This is a genomic window from Xanthomonas fragariae (assembly GCF_017603965.1).
Classification (GTDB): Bacteria; Pseudomonadota; Gammaproteobacteria; order Xanthomonadales; family Xanthomonadaceae; genus Xanthomonas; species Xanthomonas fragariae_A.
The window spans coordinates 1,800,132-1,823,779 of sequence record NZ_CP071955.1 but is presented as its reverse complement, the minus strand read 5'-3'; the positions used below and the strand labels follow the sequence as shown (position 1 = coordinate 1,823,779).

Here is a 23,648-nt window from a genome sequence, read left to right as displayed (position 1 = left end):
CATGATGCAGTCCAAACGGATCGACCCATTGCTGCGCCGCGCGCAGGAGCAGCAAGACAAGGTCGCCCGCGATCTGGCCGAGCGCCAGCGCGCCCTGGAAACCCACCAGTCGCGCCTGGAAGAACTGCGCCGCTATGCCGAGGAATACGCCGACAGCCGCATGGCCGGCACCAGCGCTGCCGCGCTGACCAACCGCCGCGCGTTTCTGGACCGCCTCGACAGTGCCGTGCTGCAGCAAGCGCAGACCGTGAAAAGCAACCACACCAAAGTGGAAGCCGAGCGCACCCGCCTGTTGCTGGCCAGCCGCGAAACACAAGTGCTGGAGCAGTTGGCGGCCAGCTACCGCGCCCAGGAAAACAAAGTGATCGAACGCCGCGACCAGCGCGAGATGGACGACCTCGGTGCACGCCGCTCGCGCCTGGCCCACAGCGCAGACACCCACGGAGACTCCGCATGAACCCCTTGTCCGCCTTCTCAGCAGGTCTCGGCGCGCTCGCCAGCACCGGCAAAAAATCCAGTTACAGCGACCCCTCGTCCGAGCAGGACCAGGGCCAGGACCAGTTCGCACGCATGCTCAATCCGGCCAACACGCCGAACCAGGCGCCGCCGCAGGCGCCCGAACGCGTGCCCGCCAAGCAGGCTGCGCCCAAGCCCAACCAATCCGACAAAAACCGTGCCGATGACGACAACCGGGACGATGCGACCGGCGATGCCACTAGCGATGCCACCGCACGTGCGCGTGCGCAGGACGGCGACACCAAGCCGGCCAAGTCCGCCTCCACCAAGGACAAGGAGCCGGCTGCAGCCGACAGCAGCACTGCCGCAAAGACCGGCAAGAACACCAAGACCAAGACCGCGACTGCGACCGGGAGCGCAGACACCCCTGCCGAAGCGGCCATAACGACCGACGCCGCCTGGCCGCCGCCGGGGCTGGGCGGTTTCGGCATGGGTCTGCTGGCCCAGGCATTGCCGGGCGGCGATGTACTGGCTGCTGCAGCCGCGGCGTTGACCGCCAGCATGGCCGGCGCAGCAGGCGCCACGCCGACTGCAACCGCCCTGCCGACCGATGCGACCGCTCCCACCGCAACGGCAACTGCCAACACCTCGCTGGGCGCGCTGGCACCGGCCGTTGCAGCGGGCGCCAAGCCCATATCGACCACTGCGGTGAGCGGCGATGTCCAGACTGCCGCGCTGATGAGCATGGCCGCCAAGGCGCTGGAGCCGGCCACCGACGACAGTGCCGCGCCAGCACCCCTGGATACCCCGGCGTTCGCACTACCGACCACGACGGCCGCAGCACTCAGCCGCCTGCAGGATCCCGCGCCGGTGTTCAGCGCCTCGCCTACCCCGACTCCGGAAATGGGCAGCGACAATTTCGACGATGCCATCGGCGCGCGCATGAGCTGGCTGGCCGACCAGAAGATCGGCCACGCGCATATCAAGGTGACCCCGAACGAAATGGGCCCGGTCGAAGTCCGTCTGCATCTGGACGGCGACAAGGTCAACGCCAGTTTCACCTCCGCCAACGCCGACGTGCGTCAGGCATTGGAACAGAGCCTGCCGCGCCTGCGCGAAATGCTCGGCCAGAACGGCTTCCAGCTCGGTCAGGCCGATGTCGGCCAGCAGCAACAGAGCCAGTCGGGCAATCGCAACGGCGGCGGCACCGACGGCAATGGCCTCAGTCTGGACGACAGCCCGCCCGTCGGAATTCCGTCGGTGGTGTTACGCCAGCGTGGATTGCTGGACGCCTACGCATGAAATTCTGCGCAGGGACGACCCGGCGCGACTGAAAATCGCACATTGGCGTGATGCCGATGCAGCTCGCCTACCCCCGCCGCGTAGAGCTTGCGGGGGTTTTGCCGCTTGCGCGCAACCCGCGCCAGAAAACCGTCGCGGTTTTGGCACGCCAATTGCACCGTCAGGTTGAGCATTCCCCTGGAGCACATTGTGGCAGCGGCCGAAAAATCCAAGAATACCGAAGACAAAGACGACAAAGGCGAGAAGAAGAAGGGCGGCAAGAAGCTCCTACTGATCGCTATTGCGGTAGTGGTGCTAGCGGCCGCTGGCGGCGGCGCCTGGTTCTTCTTCGGCCACAAGGACGATGAAAAAGGCGGCAAACACGCTGCACCCACGGTCGCCGATGTGCCAAAACCCGCCCAGTACTTCCCGATGGACCCGGCGATCGTGGTCAACCTGGCCGACCCCGGCGACGGCCCGCAGTACCTGCAGGTCGAAGTGCAACTGGTCACCCGCGACCCGGAAGAACTCAAGCTCATCACCGAAAACGCCCCGGCCATCCGCGCACATCTGCTGATGTTGCTGTCGCAGACCAAGGCCACCGACGTGGCCGACCTGGCCGGCAAGCAGAAGCTGCAAAAGGCCGCGCTGGTCGAAACGCAGAAGGTCATGACCAGCGAGACCGGCAAGAAGTGCGTCGAAGAATTGTTGTTCACCAGTTTCGTTACACAGTAAGGCCTGCCCCATGAGCGTCAGTGATCTGCTTTCCCAGGACGAGATCGATGCGCTGCTGCACGGCGTCGATTCGGGCGTGGTCAACACCGAGCCGGAGGCCCTGCCCGGCGAGGCTCGCCAATACGACCTGTCCAGCCAGGACCGCATCATCCGTGGCCGCATGCCGACCCTGGAGATGGTCAACGAGCGCTTCGCGCGGCTGTGGCGCATCGGCCTGTTCAATCTGATTCGGCGCTCGGCCGACCTGTCGGTGCGCGGCATCGACCTGGTCAAGTTCAACGAGTACATGCACTCGCTGTACGTGCCGACCAACCTCAACCTGATCCGCTTCAAACCACTACGCGGCACCGGCCTGATCGTATTCGAACCCACGCTGGTGTTCACCGTGGTCGACAACTTCTTCGGCGGCGACGGCCGTTATCACACCCGTATCGAAGGTCGCGAATTCACCGCCACCGAGATGCGCGTGGTCCAGCTGATGCTCAAGCAGACCTTCGCCGACTTGAAGGAAGCCTGGGCGCCGGTGATGGAAGTGGACTTTGAGTACATCAACTCGGAGATCAACCCGCACTTCGCCAACATCGTCACCCCGCGCGAGTACGTGGTGGTGTGCCGTTTCCATGTGGAACTTGAAGGCGGCGGCGGCGAGATCCACATCACCCTGCCGTATTCGATGCTGGAGCCGATCCGCGAATTGCTCGATGCCGGCATCCAGAGCGACCGCAACGACCGCGACGATACCTGGAACGTGATGCTGCGCGAGCAACTGGAGACCGCCGAGGTGACCCTGTCCAGCGTGCTGGCCAGCAAGCGCATGAGTCTGCGTCAGCTCACAGGTTTGAAGGTCGGCGACATCCTGCCGATCGACCTGCCCGCCCAGGTGCCGCTGTGCGTGGAAGAAATCCCGTTATTCACCGGCGAATTCGGCGTTTCCAATGGCAACAACGCCGTCAAGATCACCGCGGTACGCCCGCCTGGCGTGCAAGCCCCGCGCGCCGTTCCATCCCAGGACCCCAGCAAATGATGAATTCCGACATCCTCAACGCCGCGCCCGCCACCTTCGAAAGCCTGCAGGCCGAGCGCGACCTGAATGCCATCGACCTCAATCTGGACGTGATTCTGGACGTACCGGTGACCTTGTCGCTGGAAGTGGGCCGTGCGCGCATCCCGATCCGCAACCTGTTGCAGCTCAACCAGGGCTCGGTGGTGGAACTGGAACGCGGCGCAGGCGAACCGCTGGACGTGTACGTCAATGGCACCCTGATCGCGCATGGCGAAGTGGTGGTCATCAACGACCGCTTCGGCATCCGCCTGACCGACGTGGTCAGCCCCAGCGAACGGATCCGGAGGCTGCGGTGATCGGCCTGCTGGCCACCGCCGCGCCGGTCGCGGCCAAGGCAACCCAGGTCGGCGCGCAGGCACCGGCCTCGCCCGGCCTGTTTGGCGCAGTCTCTGCATTATTGTTCGTGCTCGCGCTGATCGTTGGCCTGGGTTGGTTGCTCAAACGCATGCCCGGCAGCGGTTTGCGCAGCAGCGAGGGCCTGCGTGTGGTGACCAGCCTGGCGGTCGGTGCCAAGGAGCGCGTGGTGGTGGTGGAAGTGAACGGCCAGCAGTTGTTGCTCGGCGTTACCGCCGGCGGCATCAGCACCTTGCATACCTTGCCCGAACCGCTACCGCCCACGCCGGCTCCCAGCCTGCCCAATTTCAAGCAACTCCCCAATTTCGCCCAGCTGCTCGCACAGAAGCTCCGCAAGGACCCGTGACATGTTCAGTTTCTGGAATCGCTGGGGGCGCAGCATGCGCCTGGTATCGATACTGCTGGTGATGAGCTGCCCGCTGTTGGCGGTCGCCACACCCGCCGCCTTGCCGGCGATGGCCCAGGCCGCTGCACCCGCTGCCACTGCGGTCGGTTCCAACCAGTTGCCGTCATTGCCAACTGTGAGCGTTGGCCGCATCGGCGACCAACCGGTAAGCCTGCCGCTGCAGACCTTGCTGCTGATGACGGCCATTACCCTGCTGCCCTCGATGCTGCTGGTGCTGACCGCCTTCACCCGTATCACCATCGTGCTGGGCCTGCTGCGCCAGGCGCTGGGCACCGGGCAGACCCCGTCCAATCAGGTGCTGCTGGGCTTGTCGATGTTCTTGACAGGGCTGGTGATGATGCCTGTGTGGCAAAAGATGTGGGGCGCCGGCCTGTCGCCGTACCTCAACAACCAGATCGACTTCCAGACCGCCTGGACGCTGACCACGCAGCCGTTGCGCGCCTTCATGCTGGCGCAGATCCGCGAGAGCGATCTGATGACCTTCGCGGGCATGGCCGGCGATGGCAAATACGCGGGCCCGGACGCGGTGCCGTTCCCGGTGTTGGTAGCGTCGTTTGTGACCAGCGAGTTGAAGACGGCTTTCGAGATAGGTTTCTTGATCTTCATTCCGTTCGTGATCATCGATCTGGTGGTGGCCAGCGTATTGATGTCGATGGGCATGATGATGCTGTCGCCGATGTTGATCTCGGCGCCGTTCAAGATTCTGCTATTCATCCTGGTGGATGGATGGGTATTGGTGGTGGGGACGTTGGCAGCAAGTTTTAACGCCTCGTAGTCGCAAAGCGAGGCTTTCGCTCTTGCTGATGATCGGCCGTGGCCGTTGTTCTCGCTGTGGCTTTAGAGCGGCTAACAAAACGTAGCGAGCAGTCGCCAGGTGTGAGTGCGGACGGCCCGGAGGAACCGCAGTGTACGAGTGGTACATGCCGGTTCCGAGCACCGGCCGCGCCCGCCTGGCGGTGAGCGTGGTAGTTTTGTTAGCCTCTCTTAGTTTTAGAGCGGCTAACACAACGTAGCGAGCAGTCGTCAGGTGGGTGCGGACGACGCGCAGGAACCGCAGTGTACGCGTGGTACATGCCGATTCCGAGCACCGACCGCGCCCGCCTGGCGGTTGAGAGCAGCCGTTTTGTTAGCCGCTCTTAAGCTTTCGCTTGTGCTCTGACCTTTGCTACCGGGGCCCCATACCGCAACGGCAAGGCCGGCAGATGCACAACCCGTAGGGCGCACGGACGGGGCGTTATTTCTTTAATGGTTGGCCGACTCAAGTTCCAAGTGCAACAGCATGGATATACCCAATGAACTCCCGATTCCAGCTCCCCCCCCACATCGTCCTTTGGCATTCCACTTGCATCATCATCTCCCATGAGCCCTGAAATCGCATTGACCGAATTGCGCGGTGGTCTGGTCACCGTGTTATGGATTGCCGGACCGATGTTGCTGGCCGTGCTGATCGTCGGTGTTGTCATCGGTGTGGTGCAGGCCGCCACCCAGTTGAACGAACCGACCATCGCCTTCGTGGCCAAGGCGGTCGCGTTGACGGCCACCTTGTTTGCTACCGGCAGCATGCTGCTGGGGCATCTGGTGGAGTTCACCATCGCGCTGTTTCAGCGCATTCCGCATCTGATCGGTTAGCGGGATAGCGCGGATGGATGCTGCAACCCAAATGGTGATCGATGGCCAGCGCGCGTTTGCGATGGTGGGGGCGATCATGTGGACGATGCTGCGGACCGGTGCGTTGCTGACCGCGATGCCGTTGATCGGCACGCGCGCGGTGCCGGGGCGAGTGCGGGTGATGCTGGCCGGGACCTTGGCAATGGTGCTGGCGCCGATTCTGCCGCCGGTCCCGCAGTGGGATGGATTCACCGCACAGGCGGTGCTGAGCGTCGCGCGCGAGCTGGCAGTCGGGGCCAGCATGGGCTTCATGCTGAAGTTGATATTCGAGGCAGGAGCACTGGCGGGCGAGCTGGTGTCGCAGTCCACCGGTCTGTCGTTTGCGCAGATGTCCGACCCCATGCGTGGGGTAACGTCGGGCGTGATTGCGCAGTGGTTCTATATCGGGTTCGGGATGCTGTTCTTCGCGGCCAATGGGCATCTGGCAGTCATCGCATTGCTGGTGGACAGCTATAAGGCCTTGCCGATCGGCACTGCGGTGCCGGATGCGGCCGCATTCGCCGAAGTGGCGCCCACGCTGTTTCTGCAGATCCTGCGCGGCGGTCTGACTCTGGCGTTGCCGATGATGGTGGCGATGTTGGCGGTTAACTTGGCCCTTGGCGCCTTGGCCAAGGCGGCGCCGGCTTTGAACCCGGTGCAGTTGGGCTTACCGCTGACGGTATTGCTGGGGCTGTTTCTGCTGTTCAGTTTCGCCAGCGAATTCGCGCCGCCCGTGCAGCGCATGTTCGATACCGCGTTCGATGCCGCCAGAAAATTGACTGCCTGACAACTTCTGAGGTAGACCGAATCAGCAACCGAAGTATCGCGTGTGCCTTGCCCTTCCAACGTAGCAGCAGCCCGAGCACCGGCGCATGCGCATGCGCATGCGCAAATTGCTGCGCGCAAGCGCGAGCTGGAGCAACTGCACGCAGATTGCCAGCCGGCTCAGTGCATCGGAATCGCACATGCTCGACCATCACACCGCCGGTTTTGAAACGCGCTTCAAGCAATCCACGTGACCAATGCGTCAGCAGCGACACGACGCAATCGAGCAATGGCTGCATCGATCGCTAAGCAACTACGCCATCCAATTGACATAAGCATTAAAGAAACCCGCGTGAACAGCCGCTAGTCGACTCAACGCGGCCTGCTAGGGGGCCGCCCATGGCAAACGTGAGACACCGCGCGAGGGGCGCGGACTGCACGTGCCGATGCATGGGAGATCGCAACGCCTGTGGGGTTTCAGTACCGCCAGTGGAGCTCGTCGAGCCGGCGCACACCGTTTGCTGCGGTGTTACTGCTGGCATTGCTATCGTTGGCCGATCTGGCTGGCGCGCAGAGCGCTAGCATTCGCCGCTACGCCCACGACCAGGGGCTGCTTGGGCTAGCCGGTACCTGCCTGCTGCAGACCCGCGCCACTTTGCTGTGGGTCTGCACCGAAAGCGGGCTGTATCGCTACAACGGGCGTATTTTTCAGCAGATGGCGTTGGATGGCCTGCGCAACGAGCCGATCAATGCGATGACCGAAACTGTCAATGGGCGGCTATGGGTTGCCGGGTTCCAGGCACTGTTCGTCGGCAACGAAAACGGCTTTCGCAAACTGGCGCCCGATGAGGCCGAGCATCTGCAGGAAGGCCTGCTGCTCGCCAGCCTTTCGTGGGGCACAGTGCTGGCCAACGGCGGCACCCTGGAAAAGCTGCGCGCACGCGGCAATGGCCGCTGGCATAGCGAACCCTTGCTGGACACCGCCACCCGGGTGCGCGTGCCCGAGCTATCGCGGGTACTGAGCTTGTCGGTGGAAGGCGACACGCTGTGGGTGGGCTGTGCGCGCAAGCTTTGCGCCATCGATGCGCAGCGCAAGGTGCAGGTCTACGGGCCTGAGCAAGGTGTGCCGGAAGACCGCTGGCACAGCGTCTTGCGCGACCACGACGGCGCGCTGTGGGTGCGCGGCACCGGCACCCTGCTCTATCGCGCGGCGGGCGCAACCAGGTTCAGTGTGCGGCCATTGCCGCTGCTGGATGGCAGCACGGTCGGGCGACCGGCGCCATTGGTGCTCGATCACGAAGGGCATGTGCTGGTGCGCCGCAACGACGGCCTGGCGCGCTGGGAAGATGGTCGATGGCGCAGTTTCGGTACAGACAACGGTTTGCCGCCCGGCAGTAGCGTCGCGATCGTGGTGGACCGCGATGGCGATCTTTGGATGACCGTCGATGGCGAAGGTCTGGTGCGTTGGGCCGGCTACGAATGGATCGAAAATTGGGACGCCTCGCAAGGCATGCCGGCCGCGCCGACCTGGTCGATCGCCCGCGACGCGCGCGGAGCGCTGCTGGTCGGCAACGAACACGGCATAGGTCGCCAAGCCAACACCGGCGGGCGCTTTACCCCTGCCCTGCCGAAATCCGGCATTCAGATCGTGGGCATGGTGCGCAGCGCCGACGGTAGCCTGTGGACGCTTAATTCGGCCGGATTCCTGCGCCGCACCTGGCCGGATGGGCGCAGCGCCCAAATCGCCAAACTGCCGCACACAGGGCTGCGTTTGCTTAGCGATCGTCAGGGGCGGTTGTGGATGCTCAGTGCCGGCGGCTTGTTTGTGATCGAACGTCCGCTGGAAGGCGGCACACTGCAAGCGGCAGTCGACATGCCGGCAATCACCTACACCGATATTCAACAGACCGCCGACGGCACGCTATGGGTGTCCAGCGCCAACGGCCTGTTTCGTTTGCAGGGTGCGCGCTGGTCGAAGGTCCAAGTCAAGGTCAACGGTGGTGCGTCCGAGCCGTGGATCAGCAAATTCCACATCAACGACAGCGGCAAGGTGTGGCTGGCGTTTTATCGCCCCGGGCTGTGGCACGGCATGTTGCTGAACGATGGCCTGGATCTGCATGAAATCAGCGACGAGGCACTGCGCGATGTCTTGGTGTATCTGCTACGCGGCGACAGCCTCGGCCGTGTCTGGGTTGGCCATGCGCGTGGCGTGGAGGTCTACGACGGCGAACGCTGGGCGCATCTGTCGCAGTCGCAAGGGCTGATCTGGGATGACGTGTCCGACGCCGCGTTTGCCGAAGACCCGGATGGTTCGGTGTGGATCGGGACCGCACGCGGGGTGAGTCATCTGCGCGATCCGGCGCGCTTGTTCGACGAGCGCAAGCCCAGCGTGCGCATCGACAGTGTCAGCCGCGGGGGCGTGCCGGTGCAGCGCGGGCAACTGCTCGGCTGGAGCGATAAACCGCTGCATATAGAGCTGTCGACGATGGAGGTCTACGACGACCCTAGCCGGCTGACGGTGCGCTATCGCCTGCTCGGTCTGCACGACGAATGGATCCAGAGCGACGATCTGTCGATCGACCAATCGCCACTGCCGCCCGGGCATTTTCGCCTACAGGTGCAAGTGCTGGATCGGTACCGAAGCACCGCCTCGCCGATCGCCGATCTGCCGTTTGCGGTGGCGCCGTTGTGGTGGCGCAGCCCGCCGGCATTCGCGCTGTATCTTCTGATCGGTAGCGGCCTGCTGGCTGGATTATGGCGCTGGCGGCACCGCCATCTGGTCGCGCGCGAACGCATGCTTGCCAAGCTGGTGGCCGAGCGCACCTATCAGCTGGAACGCGAAAAACACGAGCTGGAAAGCGCGCGTGCAGCGTTGGTGCTGAAGGCTAGCCACGATGCGCTGACCGGCCTGCTCAATCGCGCCGGCATCCTTGAAGCCATGACCGAAGCACTGCAAGCATGCGCGCACGGCGAGCATCCGCTGGCGGTGGTGTTGATCGATCTGGATCACTTCAAACTGATCAACGACGAACACGGACATCTTGCTGGCGACGCGGTGCTGGCCAAAGTGGGCGTACGGCTGACTGCGTGCCTGCGAGATTCGGACAGAGTGGGCCGTTACGGCGGCGAGGAATTGCTGGTGTTGCTACCCGGCATGACGCGCCAGAGCCAGCACCGGCTGCGCGCTATCCACGAGGCGATCGGCGTGGCTCCGTACGAGGTGGGCGCCGCGCATCCGCTGCGGGTGACCTGTTCGATCGGCGTGTCCTGGTTTCGCAACGGCGACACCGCTGCCACGCTGTTGGCGCGTGCGGACGAAGCGCTGTATCGGGCCAAGCGCTACGGACGCAATCGCATCGAACCGGAGGAACCCGAATCGTCGGTGGCTTAAGACGCGCAAGCGACAGCAGGCACGCGCGCCGGCGTTGCAGTGGCGCAGCAGGATATCGGCGACATCGACGCTGCATCACGCCCAGCCATCCTTCAGCCGTCTTCGAGCGCAAGGCTATCTGTGGGCCGGCCGCTGGAAGCCGGGCGCTTCATGCAACGGTGGTCGCCCAGCGCGACGGCTAGCGCCGCTTGGCGGGTTGAATCCGGCGAGTGGGCAACACTCTATGAGCCCGTTGAGCCGGCAAGTCGATCAGCCCACGCCCAACCGCGTGGAGATCCACGCCAATAAGGTCATGTCGGCGGACTGGAACGCGGCTTGCATCACACAGGGCTGACAAGTCACCGGCACCGTAATGTCCGAGTCCGAAGACGACGGCGAACGTACAGAACTTCCCACCGAAAAACGTCTGCGTGAAGCCCGCGAGCAGGGCAACATCCCGCAGTCGCGCGAGCTGTCCAACGCCGCGGTGTTCGGTGCCGGCGTGTTCGCACTGATGGCCCTGGCACGCGGCATTGGCGACAGCGCCACGGTCTGGATGAGAACCGCACTCAGCCCGGACCCGAAGATGCGCGAAAACCCGATGGCGCTGTTCGGCCACTTCGGCGACCTCTTGCTGCAACTGCTGTGGGTGATGCTGCCGCTGATCGGTATCTGCCTGGCCGCTGGCGTGGTCGGCCCGCTGCTGATGAGCGGCCTGCATTTTTCCAGCAAGGCGATCATGCCCGACCTCACCAAACTCAACCCGATGAACGGGATAAAGCGCATGTGGGGCAGCCACGCCCTGGCCGAGCTGGTCAAGTCGGTGCTGCGGCTGCTGTTCGTCGGCCTGGCTGCCAGCCTATGCATCTCCAAGGGCCTGCATGGCCTGCGCTCGCTGGCGAACCAGCCGCTGGAACAAGCTGTCGGCAACGGCCTGGACTTCACCAAGAGCCTGCTGTTCTACACCGCTGGCGCACTTGTGCTGCTGGCCGCCATCGACGCGCCGTACCAGAAGTGGAACTGGATGCGGAAGCTGAAGATGACCCGCGAAGAGATCAAGCGCGAGATGAAGGAAAGCGAGGGCAACCCGGAGGTGAAGGGCCGCGTCCGCCAGATGCAGATGCAGATGTCGCAGCGCCAGATGATGGAAGCGGTGCCCAAGGCCGACGTGGTGCTGGTGAACCCGACCCACTACGCGGTGGCGCTCAAATACGAAGGCGGCAAGATGCGCGCCCCGATCGTGGTGGCCAAAGGCGTGGACGAAATGGCCTTCCGCATCCGCGAAGCCTGCCAACAACACCGGGTGGCGATCGTCACCGCACCGCCTTTGGCACGCGCCTTGTATAGGGAAGCTCAAATCGGCAAGGAAATTCCCGTGAGACTCTATTCGGTCGTGGCCCAGGTACTTTCCTACGTCTACCAGTTGCGCGGATGGAACGGTGGCCCGATGCCGGAATTGCCCTCGCTGGACGTGGATGAGTCAGGCAAGGCAGGCAGCGCATGAGCGCCCAACCGGCCCCGTTGAATGCCCGTCGCATCATGGAGTTGCTGCGCAACGGCCTGGGTGCCCCGCTGGCGCTGATAGCCATGCTGTCCATGCTGATGGTGCCGCTGGCCGCACCGGTGCTGGATGCATTGTTCACCTTCAACATCGCCATCTCGCTGATGGTGCTGCTGGCGGTGATCTACGTGCAGCGCCCGCTGGAATTCACCATCTTCCCGATCGTGTTGCTGATGACCACGATGCTGCGCCTGGCGCTGAACGTCGCCTCCAGCCGCGTGATCCTGATCAACGGCCAGGACGGCCACGCTGCGGCCGGCAAGGTCATCGAGGCGTTCGGCCAGTTCGTCATCGGCGGCAATTACGCGGTCGGCATCGTGGTGTTCGCGATCCTGACCATCATCAACTTCGTGGTCATCACCAAAGGCGCTGGGCGTGTGTCGGAAGTGACCGCGCGCTTCATCCTGGACGCGATGCCCGGCAAGCAGATGGCCATCGACGCCGATCTCAACGCCGGTTTGCTGACGCGTGAGGAAGCCAAGGCCCGCCGCGAAGAAGTCCGCGAGGAAGCCGATTTCTACGGCGCAATGGACGGTGCCAACAAGTTCATCCGCGGCGACGCCATCGCCGCCATCATGATCCTGTTCATCAACCTCATCGGCGGCATGGCGGTAGGCATGTTCCAGCACGACATGAGCTTTATGGATGCCGCCTCCACCTACACACTGCTGTCGATCGGCGACGGTCTGGTGGCGCAGCTGCCGGCTTTGCTGGTGTCGTCTTCGGTCGCATTGCTAGTGACCCGCGCCTCGCGTGCGCAGGATATGCGCGGCGCCATGATCAGCCAGGTGTTCGGCCAGCACCGCGCCCTCGCAGTGGCGGCGGCCATCCTGGGCCTGGTCGGGCTGGTGCCGGGCATGCCGAACGTCGCGTTTTTGACGCTTGGCCTGATCCTGGGCGTGGTCGCCTGGAAAATGTACAAGCGCAGCCTGGTCATCCCGCCAACCGGCGACCCCGCTACCGACCCCAAGGCCGCCGCGGCCGCCACCGCCGCCCAGGCAAGTTCCGAATTGAGCTGGGACGAATTACGCCCGATCGACCCACTGGGCCTGGAAGTGGGCTACCGGCTGATCCCGCTGGTGGACAAGACCCAAGGAGGCGAACTCATGGCGCGCATCAAGGGCGTGCGCCGTAAGCTCACCCAGGACATCGGCTTCCTGGTGCCGCCGGTGCATATCCGCGACAATCTGGAGCTGTCGGCCAATGCCTACCGTCTGCTAGTACATGGCGTGCCGGTGGCCACGGCGGAAATTTATTCCGACCGCGAACTGGCATTGGACCCGGGCGGTGCGATCGGCCAGCTGGACGGAATCCCCGGCAAGGACCCCGCCTTCGGCCTGGATGCCACCTGGATCCAGCCGCATCAGCGCGCCTATGCCGAATCGATGGGCTACACCGTGGTCGACCCGGCCACCGTGGTCGCCACGCATTTATCGCACCTGATCCGCGAACACGCCCCGGAACTGCTCGGCCACGAAGAAGTGCAGCAACTACTGGCGACCCTGGCCAAGACCGCACCGAAGATGGTCGAAGACCTCACCCCGAAGGCACTCCCGCTATCGGTGGTGGTGCGCGTGCTGCAAAACCTGCTGATCGAGCGCATCCCGGTGCGCCAGCTGCGCAAGATCGTCGAAGCCTTGGTCGAACACGCCCCGCACAGCCAGGACCCGACTACCCTCACCGCCGCGGTGCGCACCTCGTTGGGTCGCTTCATCGTGCAGGAAATCGCCGGCATGTCGGCCGAGCTGCCGGTCTACACGCTGGCCCCGCAGCTGGAACGCGTGCTGCAAGAATCCACCCACGGCAACGGCGTGGCGCTGGAACCCGGCTTGGCCGAGCGCCTGCATCAAAGCCTGGCCGATTGCGTCGGCAAGCAGGAAGCGCGCAACGAACCGGCGGTGGTGCTGGTGCCCGGCCAGGTCCGCGCCGCCCTCGCCCGCCTGGTGCGCCACAGCGTGCCGACCCTATCGGTGCTGGCTTACAGCGAAGTGCCCGAAGACAAGCGTTTAAAATTGTTGGGCACGATCAGCTGAGGGCTTGAAAAAGCGGAATTGGAGACGCGGGATGCGCCCTCCCGGGCACGGATGCACGAGCACACCCTGCGCCCGGGCGACCGCGGCACCGAGGTGCTGGCGCTACAGGCCAGCCTGATCCAGCTGGGCATCAACGCGAGCGTCAAGACGCCAGTGGAAACCACCGGCATCTACGACCAGCCCACCGAACGCGGCGTGCAGGCGTTTCAGCTGCTGCACGGCATGCACGCAGTCGACGGCATTGCCAACCCCGGCACGCGCGCGGCAGTGCATAAGACGCAGCGCACAGATGGAAGAATGCGCTTCGCTGCATTCGATCAGGCCCATTGCGAAGGAGGGCGATAAGCAGATGAGCGATAAACCGGAGTCACGTTACGCTGCATTGGCGCGCCGCGTTGTGGAGGCGCATGCAGCGCAGCTGCTGCGCGACCTGCAAATCATCAACGAGCGCACGGTGCGCGAGCTTGGTCCACTCTCACACGGCGGGCTGCCGGTGCAGGTCAAGCGCAAGCCGAAGCGGGCGCCGTGGGAGCAGCCAGTGCTGGAGACGCCTACACTCGATACCGATGCGCCTGCTCCGCCGCAAGCTCCCCTCTCTGATATCGGCGACTCCGACATGTTCAAGCTCAATCATCCATTCAAGGAAAAACAGATTCCACCGCCGCCCGTGCCGCAGAAATTGCGGGAAATACTCAAGGACTACCCCGAGCTGATCCAACGTCTTCAGGACGTCCTAGATGCTTATGTCCAAAAGCCGTATAAATTGATGCCATTTGAGGGTGCTATTTGGGCCCTTGAAGGGAGGTTAGGGTCCTTCATCTCTGAAGCCCGGGAGGAACTCAAAGCCGCCAAGGCCAGCGGTGATCCTGAGGCGATTGAGAAGGCCAAGAAGAAAGACTTTGCTGTTGGATACAGTCGTTTGAATATGGGTGCAATGTCTGACTTGCTCTCTTATTTTGGAGGCATGTAAAGACCATGAAAAATTATCAGCTTTCCCATGGCGAGCACAAAGAAATTTTTGATGAGCAAATTCTTCCGAAAGCGGGCTTTTTGCAAAAATCATCATTGGATCGTCCTATGGCCATCATCTTGGCCGGCCAGCCGGGCGCGGGTAAGGGGAGGCTTGCCAACGCAGCAGCACTTGAACTCAACGAAGATGCAATAAAGATCGATCCCGACGAATTGCGAGAGTTCCATCCTCAAGTAGAAGCCCTCCGCAACGCCCACCCCTACACATGGTCAGGCTACACCCACCCCGATGCCAGCCGCTGGGCCGACGAGCTATTGCAGGCCACCATCGACGGCAAGAAGAACCTGATATTCGACACTACGCTCAGCAATGGCCAGTGGAGTTCGGATCTGATCAAGAATCTGCAAGCACGCGGTTACGATGTCGAAGTGCGTGCAATGGCCGCGCACAAGCTGGAAAGCGAACATGGTGTTGACGCCAGATTTGCTCAGCAACTGGATCGAGAAGGCTACGGCCGCTACGTTCCCGCAGGCGCACGCGAAGCCATCTACACCAAACTGCCGATCAGCCTGGACACCGTACACGCGCAAACCAGCGCGCCAATCCGTATTTTCAATCGCCAGGGCGCAGAGCTCTACGACAGCCGTACCGACGCGCGTTCCCCCGGGCAGGCATTGGAGCAAGCGCGCAATGCGTGGTTCAAAGATCCTGCCGTCACACAGCAGCTGCGCGAGAAATGGCAGCAACAAGCCGATTGGCATCGCGATCTGCCAGCACATGCGCAAGACATTCCCAATTCCGATCCTGCCATCAGCGCGAAATTGCTCGCCGAGCACGCGGAGCTCAACGTCAGCGACGGGGTTGCCAGTCGGCTGGAAGGCATCGCCACCATCGACGAACTCGTGCGCCCGGGCGCTCCGCCCGCGCGCGTGTCTGTCCCGGAGCCGGAGATTCCAGATCATCCCACCCAAAGTCCTTGGGCAAAGGCGATTACTCTGGGAGGACAGCCTGGCTGGGGAAAAGGCAGCCTTGCTAGCGCTGCACGAGACGAATTGAAAAAAGATGTTGTAATTATTGACCCGGCGGATGCACCACGCGAATTTCACCCTCAGGCGGGAAATCTTCGAAGCGCTCACTCCTGCACATTTTGACTGGAATTGGATTAAAAATGGCTTTTATTAATGAATTCATCACATCAGAAGACATAGAAAAATACGAACTAGAATCGATAGATAAAAAGTTTATTTTTGGTGGATCCAGTTCGAGAGACTGGGTTATCGATCGCGAAAGAGAGATGTATTTACGCAATGTCGCACATGGAGGTGCAGCAGAACCAGAAGTTCGCAATCAAACAAAATGGTCATTTTACTGGCGAGGAGAATTAGTAATATTACGGCTAGATTTAATGGAGAGTGGCGGGGAAAGTAAAGGTGCCGGCTGGTCGCACTGGAAGCTGGTATGGATTAACGAAGGAAAGGGCCTGCCGCCCCATCTAAAAATAAATTGCGCTTCATTTATCGAGGACCTAAAAAGTGCGCTAACAGCACATAATGGATTTGGGGGAGCTTACTCGAAGTATACAGATTACTCTGCTGAAATTGACGTGTCGGAGGGTTGTTTAATATGAAAACGTCAATTAGCTTTGAGCAGGCTACTGCTGAGTTGCGCACGCGGCCAGGTAATTATGTGACCGCCGAGCAACTTCGTGAACTTGCGGCACGGGTGAATGCAGATGCTTCGGGGCGTATCACTGTTCTTTATAGCGGACCCGCTGCAAGGGGAATCTGGTCTACAGACGTTATTAACGCGATGATGGATATGGGCGAAGACATCAGAGTGATCAATGGAAGCCAAGCGGCAAAGTTTTTGGAGTCTCGAGACTTCTACAACGCACTTGCTGATGCCTATGGTGTTGATGATCTTGATCGACTGATTGATGGTAGCTATCGAGGCCCCGCTACGGAATGGCTTTATCACCCCACCCAAGGTCCTTGGGCAGATGCTTCGGGTAGGTTTGCGGATGCAACTGTCGGTGAAGTCCGTGCGATAGTAGGCGATGCTCAACCAAGCCGCGTCTTTGGCGAAATTGAAGTGCCTCGCATTCTTGCAAATCCCAATGTCACCTCGATTGAGGGCCTTCCGCGTGAAGCCCTGGCAGGTGTCAAAGAGCGGCTCGGTCAGCAGGCAGCATTCGAGTTGATCGTAGCGCGTGCGCGTGAACACGAAGGCATGCTGCGCATTCCGGTCAGTGATGATGCGCTACGAAATGAGAATGAAATCCTACGCCTTGATAACAGAGAGTATTTTCGCGGGACTTCTATTGCGGGAAGTTCGACTGCACTAGGCGAGAGCACCCTTCCGCTCAGTCAGCAAATGAATCCGCCGTCCGAACATGCCCAGGCTGGGCAGCAGCTCTGGGATGAATGGCAGGGACGCAATATTCAGACGGTGCCAGAGCCTGAAATCCCGGGCCTCCACCGCGCAGGAATGACTGCAGGCCTGGCAGGTTTGGGAGTCGCGGCAAGCGCCTACGATGCGGTGCAAACCGGCGAGCGCGTGAGCACGCTGCTGTCGCAGGACAACCTCACCGCTGCACGCTCGGAAGCATTGCACTTCGGCGCCCGCGGCGTGGGCGGTTGGGCAGGCGGAACCGCCGCCTCTGCCGTGGTGGGCACAACAGGTGCCGGCCCAGTCGCGCTGGTGCTGGCCGATGGGTATCTGTTCAGTGCAGTTGCCGACAAGGCCGCGACACGTTGGGATAACCGTCGGATCTATACGCAGACCGACAACGAGGGCGTGAGCTGGGAGTTCAACGGTCATCAGTGGCTGCGGCAACAAAAAGCCGATCTGCAAAATGATGGCGTGGATACATCGCAAAAGCAGGCCATGTTCGCGCTGCCAGAAAAAGCACGCGAGCTGAATTATCACGCCAGTCGCACAGCGACGGAACAGGCGCTGGGCAAGGTGCAGCCCAGCAATCCGTATGTGCAGCGATCCAGCCAGACGGACGCCTCGCATCTTTATCAAAGGGATTGGCGACATGATCCTGCGAATGGCCAGTGGTCGCGGATGATGGCCGACGCAGTAGACCAGAACGATCGGCCGATATGGACGGTTGATCCTGCAAGCCCCGAACGCAATGCCGCATTGGACCAACAAGCGGCGCAAGTGGTGGAAGCGAACATCGCCCGTGGACCAGCGGTGATTGCAGCGACCTATCAAGCGGCACACCAGCGCAACGGCTGGGACGACATCGGGCCCATGCCTGCCGCTGTACAAACCGCATTGAACCCGAACACGCTGCAAGCATCGAACGGCGGACATTATCAGCGTGATGCGCAAGGCCGGTGGCAATTGCAGCAACAAAAACAAAAACGGGAGCAGCAGCGACGCGCCGAAGCCGAAAAGACCCGCGATGCGCAGCGCGACAAGGAACAGTCGGCCATCGCTGCTGCGGCCAATCACAACAACGCCCGGTTGCGTACTCGTCCGATCACACTTAAGCTCGACCGTATTCATAAGACGCAGCGCAGATGGAAGAATGCGCGTCGCTGCATTCGATCAGGGCCATTGCGAAAGAGGGCGATAAGCAGATGAGCGATAAACCGGAGTCACGTTACGCTGCATTGGCGCGCCGCGTTGTGGAGGCGCATGCAGCGCAGCTGCTGCGCGACCTGCAAATCATCAATGAGCGCACGGTGCGCGAGCTTGGTCCACTCCCACACGGCGGGCTGCCGGTGCAGGTCAAGCGCAAGCCGAAGCGCGCGCCGTGGGAGCAGCCGGTGCTGGAGACGTCTACACTCGATACCGATGCGCCTGCTCAGCCGCAAGCTCCCCTCTCCGATATCGGCGACTCCGACATGCTCAAGTTCAATCATCCATTCAAGGAAAAACCGATTCCACCGCCGCCCGTGCCGCAGAAATTGCGGGAAATACTCAAGGACTACCCCGAGCTGATCCAACGTCTTCAGGACGTCCTCGATGCTTATGTCCAAAGGCCGTTTAAATTGATGCCATTTGATGGTGCTATTTGGGCCCTTGAAGGGAGATTAGGGTCCTTCATCTCCGAAGCACGGGAGGAACTCGAAAGCGCAAAGTCAAGCGGCGACGCAGCGGCAATCGGGAAGGCGCAAGAAAAAGAGCTTCTAATGTTTCGCGCCAGTTCCAAGTACAGATGGATTACCGATGATAAATTCGAAATGTACTTCAATCAATTAAATGGTGATATTGAATGAGTGGCTATCCTGATAAAATTGATGATGAAGCGCATGCCCGAATTTTCTCTGAAAATATTATCCCCAATAGCGGCTTAAATGATGCCAATGCTCATTTTAAACCTAGAGCAATTATTTTGGCAGGGCAGCCCGGGGCAGGAAAAGGTAGGCTAGCCAAGGCAGCAGCACTTGAACTCCAGGGCGATGTAGTTCCAGTAGATCCAGACGAATTAAGAAAATTCCACCCTCAAGTAGAAGCCCTCCGCAACGCCCACCCCTACACATGGTCAGGCTACACCCACCCCGATGCCAGCCGCTGGGCCGACGAGCTGCTGCAGACCACCATCGAAGGCAAGAAGAACCTGATCTTCGACACCACGCTCAGCAATGGCGAATGGAGCGCAAATCTGATCAAGGATTTGCAAGCACGCGGTTACGATGTCGAGGTACGCGCAATGGCCGCGCACAAGCTGGAAAGCGAGCTTGGGGTCGATGAACGCTTTTCAACATCGCTGGATCAAGAAGGCTACGGTCGCTACGTCCCCGCAGGCGCACGCGAAGCCATCTACACCAAACTGCCGATCAGCCTGGACACCGTACACGCGCAGACCAACGCGCCAATCCGCATCTTCAATCGCCAGGGCGCAGAGCTCTACGACAGCCGTACCGACGCGCGTGCCCCCGCACAGGCATTGGAGCAAGCGCGCAATGCGTGGTTCAAGGATCCTGCCGTCACACAGCAGCTGCGCGAGAAATGGCAGCAACAAGCCGATTGGCATCGCGATCTGCCAGCACATGCGCAAGCAATTCCCAATTCCGATCCTGCCATCAGCGCGAAATTGCTCGCCGAGCACGCGGAGCTCAACGTCAGCGACGGGGTTGCCAGTCGGCTGGAAGGCATGGCCACCATCGACGAACTCGTGCGCCCGGGCGCTCCGCCCGCGCGCATTCCCGTGCCCGAGCCTGCAATCCCCGGCCTGCACCGCGCAGGAATGACCGCAGGCCTGGCAGGTTTGGGAGTCGCGGCAAGCGCCTACGATGCGGTGCAAACCGGCGAGCGCGTGAGCACGCTGCTGTCGCAGGACAACCTCACCGCTGCACGCTCGGAAGCATTGCACTTCTTAGACTCAACTTCCAAGTGCAACACCCTCATAGCAAGTAAGGTGTTCACATGTCAAAAAGCTATCTCCATCTGAGTGCAGAAGAGCGCGCGGTGCTGCAAATCGAAACACGGCGTGGTCAAAGCTTGCGCTCGATCTCCAGACTTCTGTGCAGAAGCCCATCGACATTGAGCAGGGAGCTGGTCAGGCAGGGCGCCACGAGCTACTGTGCGGCAGATGCGGCCAGGCGTTACAAAGCGCGGCGTCAGCGCAGTGTTCGGCGGCGTAGGCTGACCCCGGGGACGGATTTGTTCCAGCTGGTGCGTGATCATCTTGTGCTGTGGCGCTGGTCGCCCCAGCAGATTGCTGCCAAGCTCTTGATCATGCATCCGGATGATTCTGCCCAGCGCGTCAGCCACGAAACCATCTACGCAACGATCTATGCGCACCCGCGCGGTGGCCTGAAAAAGGAGCTGGTGGAGGCTTTACGCCAGGGCAAGCCTACTCGGGGATTGCGGCGTACGACCGCTGCCAAACGCACCTGGGTGCCGGAGGAACTACGCATCGTGCACCGGCCCGAAGACGTGCGACAGCGCCTGATTCCAGGTCATTGGGAAGGCGATCTGATCAAGGGCGCGTTCAATCGTTCCTGCGTTGGCACGTTGGTGGAGCGCAAGACGCGCTTTGTGGTGCTGTGCCGAATGGACGGCTGCACGGCTGCCGATGCGCTGGAAGGGTTTACCCGCCAGATGAAAAGGCTTCCCGCTTCGATGCGAACGAGCTTGACCTATGATCGCGGGACCGAACTGACGTGTTATGCCGAGCTGATGCAGGGACTGAACATCAATGTGTGGTTTGCCGATCCACACGCGCCTTGGCAGCGCGGAAGCAACGAAAACACCAATGGCCTACTTCGCCAGTTCTTGCCCAAGGGTGCGGATCTGTCCACCGTCAGTCAGGAGTACCTCAATCACATCGCATTACTGATGAACACCCGTCCACGCGAGACGTTGGGATGGAAAACGCCGAGCGAGGCGATGGAGCATGAACTGGCAACTTTCAAATCACGTGTTGCACTTGAATCTTGAGACCACCCTTCGGCGCTCGCGGCGTGGGCGGTTGGGCAGGCGGAACCGCCGCCGCTGCCGTGGTGGGCACAACAGGTGCCGGCCCAGTCGCGCTGGTGCTGGCCGATGGGTATCTGTTCAGTGCAGCTGCCGACCAGGCCGCGACACGTTGGGATAACCGTCGCATCTATACGCAGACCGACAACGAGGGCGTGAGCTGGGAGTTCAACGGTCATCAGTGGCTGCGGCAACAAAAAGCCGATCTGCAAAATGATGGCGTGGATACATCGCAAAAGCAGGCCATGTTCGCGCTGCCAGAAAAAGCACGCGAGCTGAATTATCACGCCAGTCGCGAAGCGACCGAGCAGGCGCTCGGCAAGGTGCAGCCCAGTAATCCGTATGTGCAGCGATCCAGCGAGACGGATACCTCCCATCTTTATCAAAGGGATTGGCGACATGATCCTGCGAGCGGCCAGTGGTCACGGATGGTGGCCGACGCATTAGACCAGAACGATCGGCCGATATGGACGGTTGATCCTGCAAGCCCCGAACGCAATGCCGCATTGGACCAACAAGCGGCGCAAGTGGTGGAAGCCAACATCGCCCGTGGGCCAGCGGTGATTGCAGCGACCTATCAAGCGGCACACCAGCGCAACGGCTGGGACGACATTGGGCCCATGCCTGCCGCTGTACAAACCGCATTGAACCCGGACACGCTGCAAGCATCGAACGGCGGACATTATCAGCGTGATGCGCAAGGCCAGTGGCGGCACCAAGGGGAGGTTGCACAAGGCAATGTGGCATTGGAACTGGAAGCCACGCGCACGCGGCTGCAACCTGCGTTGGAGCAGCATGCACAGGCGATGGCGCAGATGCCCGCGCGGCAGAGACAAACGCTGCAACAGCAGGACCAAGCCAACACCCAGGCAACTTATATCGCTTATGGCGTTGCGCCCAACCCCGCGACCGCAGATGCGATCCAGCTTGCCGTGCAACGCACCCGCGATGCGCACGGGATCGATGCAGCAACCACCTCGCTGGCCTTGCAACGCGATGCATTGGGGCATTATTCGCTAGATAGCCCGATCCAGCATCTGCGTCGCGATGCCGATGCCGTGGTACGCGTCGCAGCAACCACCAGCAGCGAAGACATCCGCCAGGCAATGAGCGAGGTGCAGGCACGCCATCAGGCGCAGGCTGCAACAACGCTGCCTACGATGACCGTGCAACCGCAGCAACCTCCACAACCTCACCAGACCGCAGCGATGCAAGCAGCGCCGAGCCCGCGCGCCAGCGCACAGTCCGGGCAGCAGCAGAACATGCACGCGCAAGCGCTAGAACAGCAACGCCAGTGGCAATTGCAACAGGACCAGCAGCTGCAATTGCAGCAGCACCAACAGCAACAGGAGCAGCAACAGCAGCAAAAACAGGAGCAGCAGCGCGAGCACGAGCGACGCGCCGAAGACGAAAAAACCCGCGATGCGCAACGCGACACGGAACAGCCGGCCACCGCTGCTGCGGCCCAGGGCGAACGCACGCAGGCGTTGCCTGGGTTGCTGCCCTACAGCGACCCCGCCCATCCCCGGCATGCACTGTATGCGGACGTACAGGAGCGGATGCAGGCGCAAGGCCATCGGTTTTCAGAAGAGCGCCTGACCCAGATCACCGCGGCGCTGAACGAGTCCTACTTCAAGCCCGGCTGGAAGGGCGAATTCTATGTGGCGCGCAATACGGTGTACGCGTCCAATAACGACCACCCGCTCGGTTGCGCGTGCGTGCCGATGCACGCGCCGGCACCGTCGATCCAAGACTCGATGCAGGTGGCGCAGGAGGGCGATCTGCAGCATGCGCAGATCGCCCAGCGCATCGCCCAAGACCGCCTGCAATCACAATCACAGCCCGGCATGACCCTCTGACGCGACGGGTGGTGGGAGCTGCCGAGTCCGGCGTGCGCCGTGCACATGCCGAACGCAACGATACATGGAGATGGATGCATGAGTAATAAGGGAAAAGTGGGCGTTGCAGCGATCGTGTCGATCCTTGCATTGGTTGCCGGGATGTACCTGTCCGGTTTCATCGCCTTGGCGCTGCTGAAGGTGCAGGTGCCGCTGAAAGCCACAACGTATCTGGACTATTGGAAGGCGCTCGACCTGCCGCAGGTAAAGCCTTATGTCCTGCGCATCAAGATCAGCGGCATCTCGAATAATCAAGTCATGGCCGCAGTGACACACGCTTGATGCGTATCATGCTTTCAAAAGATCAGCGATCTGACGTATTGGTCCACGTTCGTAGCTTGCTTATGCAACGGATGTAGCACTTTGCCCGCTTGCGGTCTTCATACCGGTCGCATTCCAGCCTGCTGCAATCGCGCCAGACGCAGCAGGTGATGACCGGCTACCTTCAAGCCGATCACCACCTTTGCACGTGCCAGGCCGAGTGTGCGTAGACACTTGCCACCTTGCTGGGTCAAGCGTGCGAACGCGTGCTCGACAAATACCCGATTCTTGGCGATGCGATGATTGCGCCGCTGCTGCGCTGGACTCAAAGGCTTGCTACGCGTGCCCTTATGCTGGATCTCCATCGGCGCGAAGCGTGCGCGATGGATTGCCCGCATCCAGCAAACTCT

General features: G+C 61.5%; 21 protein-coding genes, 2 other RNA genes and 4 pseudogenes. 24 read left to right on the top strand and 3 right to left on the bottom strand.

What is annotated here, in order from left to right; genetic code table 11:
* Nucleotide 1: 1 nt before the first annotated feature.
* From fliJ to fliP, 7 genes are all read left to right on the top strand, one after another.
* Nucleotides 2-457 carry a flagellar export protein FliJ gene (gene fliJ / locus J5I97_RS08530; RefSeq protein ID WP_208591206.1) on the top strand — a complete coding sequence of 152 codons (456 nt, stop codon included), beginning with the start codon at nt 2-4 and terminating at the stop codon, nt 455-457.
* On the top strand, nt 454-1,758 hold the full coding sequence (locus J5I97_RS08525) for a flagellar hook-length control protein FliK (protein ID WP_208591205.1): 1,305 nt from the start codon (nt 454-456) through the stop codon (nt 1,756-1,758). The genes fliJ and J5I97_RS08525 overlap by 4 nt, the downstream gene beginning before the upstream one ends.
* 165 nt (nt 1,759-1,923) lie before the next feature.
* Nucleotides 1,924-2,472, top strand: coding sequence for a flagellar basal body-associated FliL family protein (locus tag J5I97_RS08520; protein ID WP_208591203.1), 549 nt, complete (start codon nt 1,924-1,926; stop codon nt 2,470-2,472).
* Between the two features lie 10 nt (nt 2,473-2,482).
* Nucleotides 2,483-3,496, top strand: coding sequence for a flagellar motor switch protein FliM (gene fliM / locus J5I97_RS08515; RefSeq protein ID WP_208591201.1), 1,014 nt, complete (start codon nt 2,483-2,485; stop codon nt 3,494-3,496).
* Nucleotides 3,493-3,831 carry a flagellar motor switch protein FliN gene (fliN, locus tag J5I97_RS08510; RefSeq protein WP_208591199.1) on the top strand — a complete coding sequence of 113 codons (339 nt, stop codon included), beginning with the start codon at nt 3,493-3,495 and terminating at the stop codon, nt 3,829-3,831. The genes fliM and fliN overlap by 4 nt, the downstream gene beginning before the upstream one ends.
* Nucleotides 3,828-4,235: a flagellar biosynthetic protein FliO gene (gene fliO / locus J5I97_RS08505; RefSeq protein WP_208591197.1), complete on the top strand. Its 408-nt coding sequence runs from the start codon at nt 3,828-3,830 to the stop codon at nt 4,233-4,235. Before fliN ends, fliO begins: the two co-directional genes overlap by 4 nt.
* Nucleotide 4,236: 1 nt before the next feature.
* A complete protein-coding gene (gene fliP, locus J5I97_RS08500) occupies nt 4,237-5,070 on the top strand; it encodes a flagellar type III secretion system pore protein FliP (protein WP_208591195.1) in 834 nt (277 codons plus the stop codon).
* Nucleotides 5,071-5,139: 69 nt separating this feature from the next.
* Here fliP and J5I97_RS08495 read toward each other — a convergent pair.
* Together J5I97_RS08495 and J5I97_RS08490 are read right to left on the bottom strand one after the other, a co-directional pair.
* Nucleotides 5,140-5,217: non-coding RNA, sX9 sRNA (locus J5I97_RS08495), on the bottom strand.
* 75 nt (nt 5,218-5,292) lie between these two features.
* Nucleotides 5,293-5,368, bottom strand: a non-coding RNA gene (locus tag J5I97_RS08490) — sX9 sRNA.
* 286 nt (nt 5,369-5,654) lie between these two features.
* On the opposite strand from J5I97_RS08490, the gene J5I97_RS08485 reads away from it, so the two are divergent.
* The 17 genes and pseudogenes from J5I97_RS08485 (at nt 5,655) to J5I97_RS08410 (ending at nt 23,259) form a co-directional block, all read left to right on the top strand.
* Nucleotides 5,655-5,924 carry a flagellar biosynthetic protein FliQ gene (locus J5I97_RS08485; protein ID WP_002813521.1) on the top strand — a complete coding sequence of 90 codons (270 nt, stop codon included), beginning with the start codon at nt 5,655-5,657 and terminating at the stop codon, nt 5,922-5,924.
* 13 nt (nt 5,925-5,937) lie between these two features.
* Nucleotides 5,938-6,729 (top strand): flagellar biosynthetic protein FliR, encoded by a 792-nt coding sequence (fliR, locus tag J5I97_RS08480; RefSeq protein WP_208591188.1) that lies wholly within the window; start codon nt 5,938-5,940, stop codon nt 6,727-6,729.
* A 91-nt stretch (nt 6,730-6,820) separates the two neighbouring features.
* Complete coding sequence (locus J5I97_RS08475; RefSeq protein ID WP_208591186.1) at nt 6,821-6,961, top strand: hypothetical protein; 141 nt, start codon at nt 6,821-6,823, stop codon at nt 6,959-6,961.
* Between the two features lie 215 nt (nt 6,962-7,176).
* Nucleotides 7,177-10,098: a ligand-binding sensor domain-containing diguanylate cyclase gene (locus tag J5I97_RS08470; RefSeq protein WP_208591184.1), complete on the top strand. Its 2,922-nt coding sequence runs from the start codon at nt 7,177-7,179 to the stop codon at nt 10,096-10,098.
* A gap of 352 nt (nt 10,099-10,450) precedes the next feature.
* Nucleotides 10,451-11,581, top strand: a complete 1,131-nt coding sequence (flhB, locus tag J5I97_RS08465) for a flagellar biosynthesis protein FlhB (RefSeq protein WP_208591172.1) — start codon at nt 10,451-10,453, stop codon at nt 11,579-11,581.
* Nucleotides 11,578-13,671, top strand: coding sequence for a flagellar biosynthesis protein FlhA (flhA, locus tag J5I97_RS08460; protein ID WP_208591170.1), 2,094 nt, complete (start codon nt 11,578-11,580; stop codon nt 13,669-13,671). The genes flhB and flhA overlap by 4 nt, the downstream gene beginning before the upstream one ends.
* A 51-nt stretch (nt 13,672-13,722) precedes the next feature.
* The gene (locus J5I97_RS08455) at nt 13,723-14,016 is read left to right on the top strand and encodes a peptidoglycan-binding domain-containing protein (RefSeq protein WP_208591168.1); all 294 of its coding nucleotides are present in this window, start codon (nt 13,723-13,725) and stop codon (nt 14,014-14,016) included.
* A gap of 4 nt (nt 14,017-14,020) precedes the next feature.
* Nucleotides 14,021-14,641, top strand: a complete 621-nt coding sequence (locus J5I97_RS08450) for a hypothetical protein (RefSeq protein ID WP_208591166.1) — start codon at nt 14,021-14,023, stop codon at nt 14,639-14,641.
* A gap of 5 nt (nt 14,642-14,646) precedes the next feature.
* Nucleotides 14,647-15,597: pseudogene (locus J5I97_RS08445) on the top strand (zeta toxin family protein); the annotation flags it as partial.
* Nucleotides 15,571-15,792 (top strand): zeta toxin family protein, encoded by a 222-nt coding sequence (locus J5I97_RS19920; RefSeq protein WP_238135725.1) that lies wholly within the window; start codon nt 15,571-15,573, stop codon nt 15,790-15,792. The pseudogene J5I97_RS08445 and the gene J5I97_RS19920, both read left to right, overlap by 27 nt.
* A gap of 17 nt (nt 15,793-15,809) precedes the next feature.
* Nucleotides 15,810-16,268 carry a hypothetical protein gene (locus tag J5I97_RS08440; RefSeq protein ID WP_208591163.1) on the top strand — a complete coding sequence of 153 codons (459 nt, stop codon included), beginning with the start codon at nt 15,810-15,812 and terminating at the stop codon, nt 16,266-16,268.
* Nucleotides 16,265-17,995 (top strand): annotated as a pseudogene (locus tag J5I97_RS19915) (peptidoglycan-binding protein); the annotation flags it as partial. The gene J5I97_RS08440 and the pseudogene J5I97_RS19915, both read left to right, overlap by 4 nt.
* Nucleotides 17,996-18,234: 239 nt before the next feature.
* On the top strand, nt 18,235-18,876 hold the full coding sequence (locus tag J5I97_RS08430; protein WP_208591161.1) for a hypothetical protein: 642 nt from the start codon (nt 18,235-18,237) through the stop codon (nt 18,874-18,876).
* Nucleotides 18,873-19,976, top strand: a pseudogene (locus tag J5I97_RS08425) (zeta toxin family protein); the annotation flags it as partial. The gene J5I97_RS08430 and the pseudogene J5I97_RS08425, both read left to right, overlap by 4 nt.
* A gap of 50 nt (nt 19,977-20,026) precedes the next feature.
* Nucleotides 20,027-21,043, top strand: a complete 1,017-nt coding sequence (locus J5I97_RS08420) for an IS30 family transposase (protein ID WP_208586408.1) — start codon at nt 20,027-20,029, stop codon at nt 21,041-21,043.
* A gap of 8 nt (nt 21,044-21,051) precedes the next feature.
* Nucleotides 21,052-22,398 (top strand): annotated as a pseudogene (locus J5I97_RS08415) (zeta toxin family protein); the annotation flags it as partial.
* Nucleotides 22,399-23,016: 618 nt separating this feature from the next.
* A complete protein-coding gene (locus J5I97_RS08410; RefSeq protein WP_238135685.1) occupies nt 23,017-23,259 on the top strand; it encodes a hypothetical protein in 243 nt (80 codons plus the stop codon).
* 98 nt (nt 23,260-23,357) lie between these two features.
* Here J5I97_RS08410 and J5I97_RS08405 read toward each other — a convergent pair whose 3' ends face one another.
* Complete coding sequence (locus J5I97_RS08405; protein ID WP_208591159.1) at nt 23,358-23,636, bottom strand: transposase family protein; 279 nt, start codon at nt 23,634-23,636, stop codon at nt 23,358-23,360.
* Between the last annotated feature and the right edge of the window lie 12 nt (nt 23,637-23,648).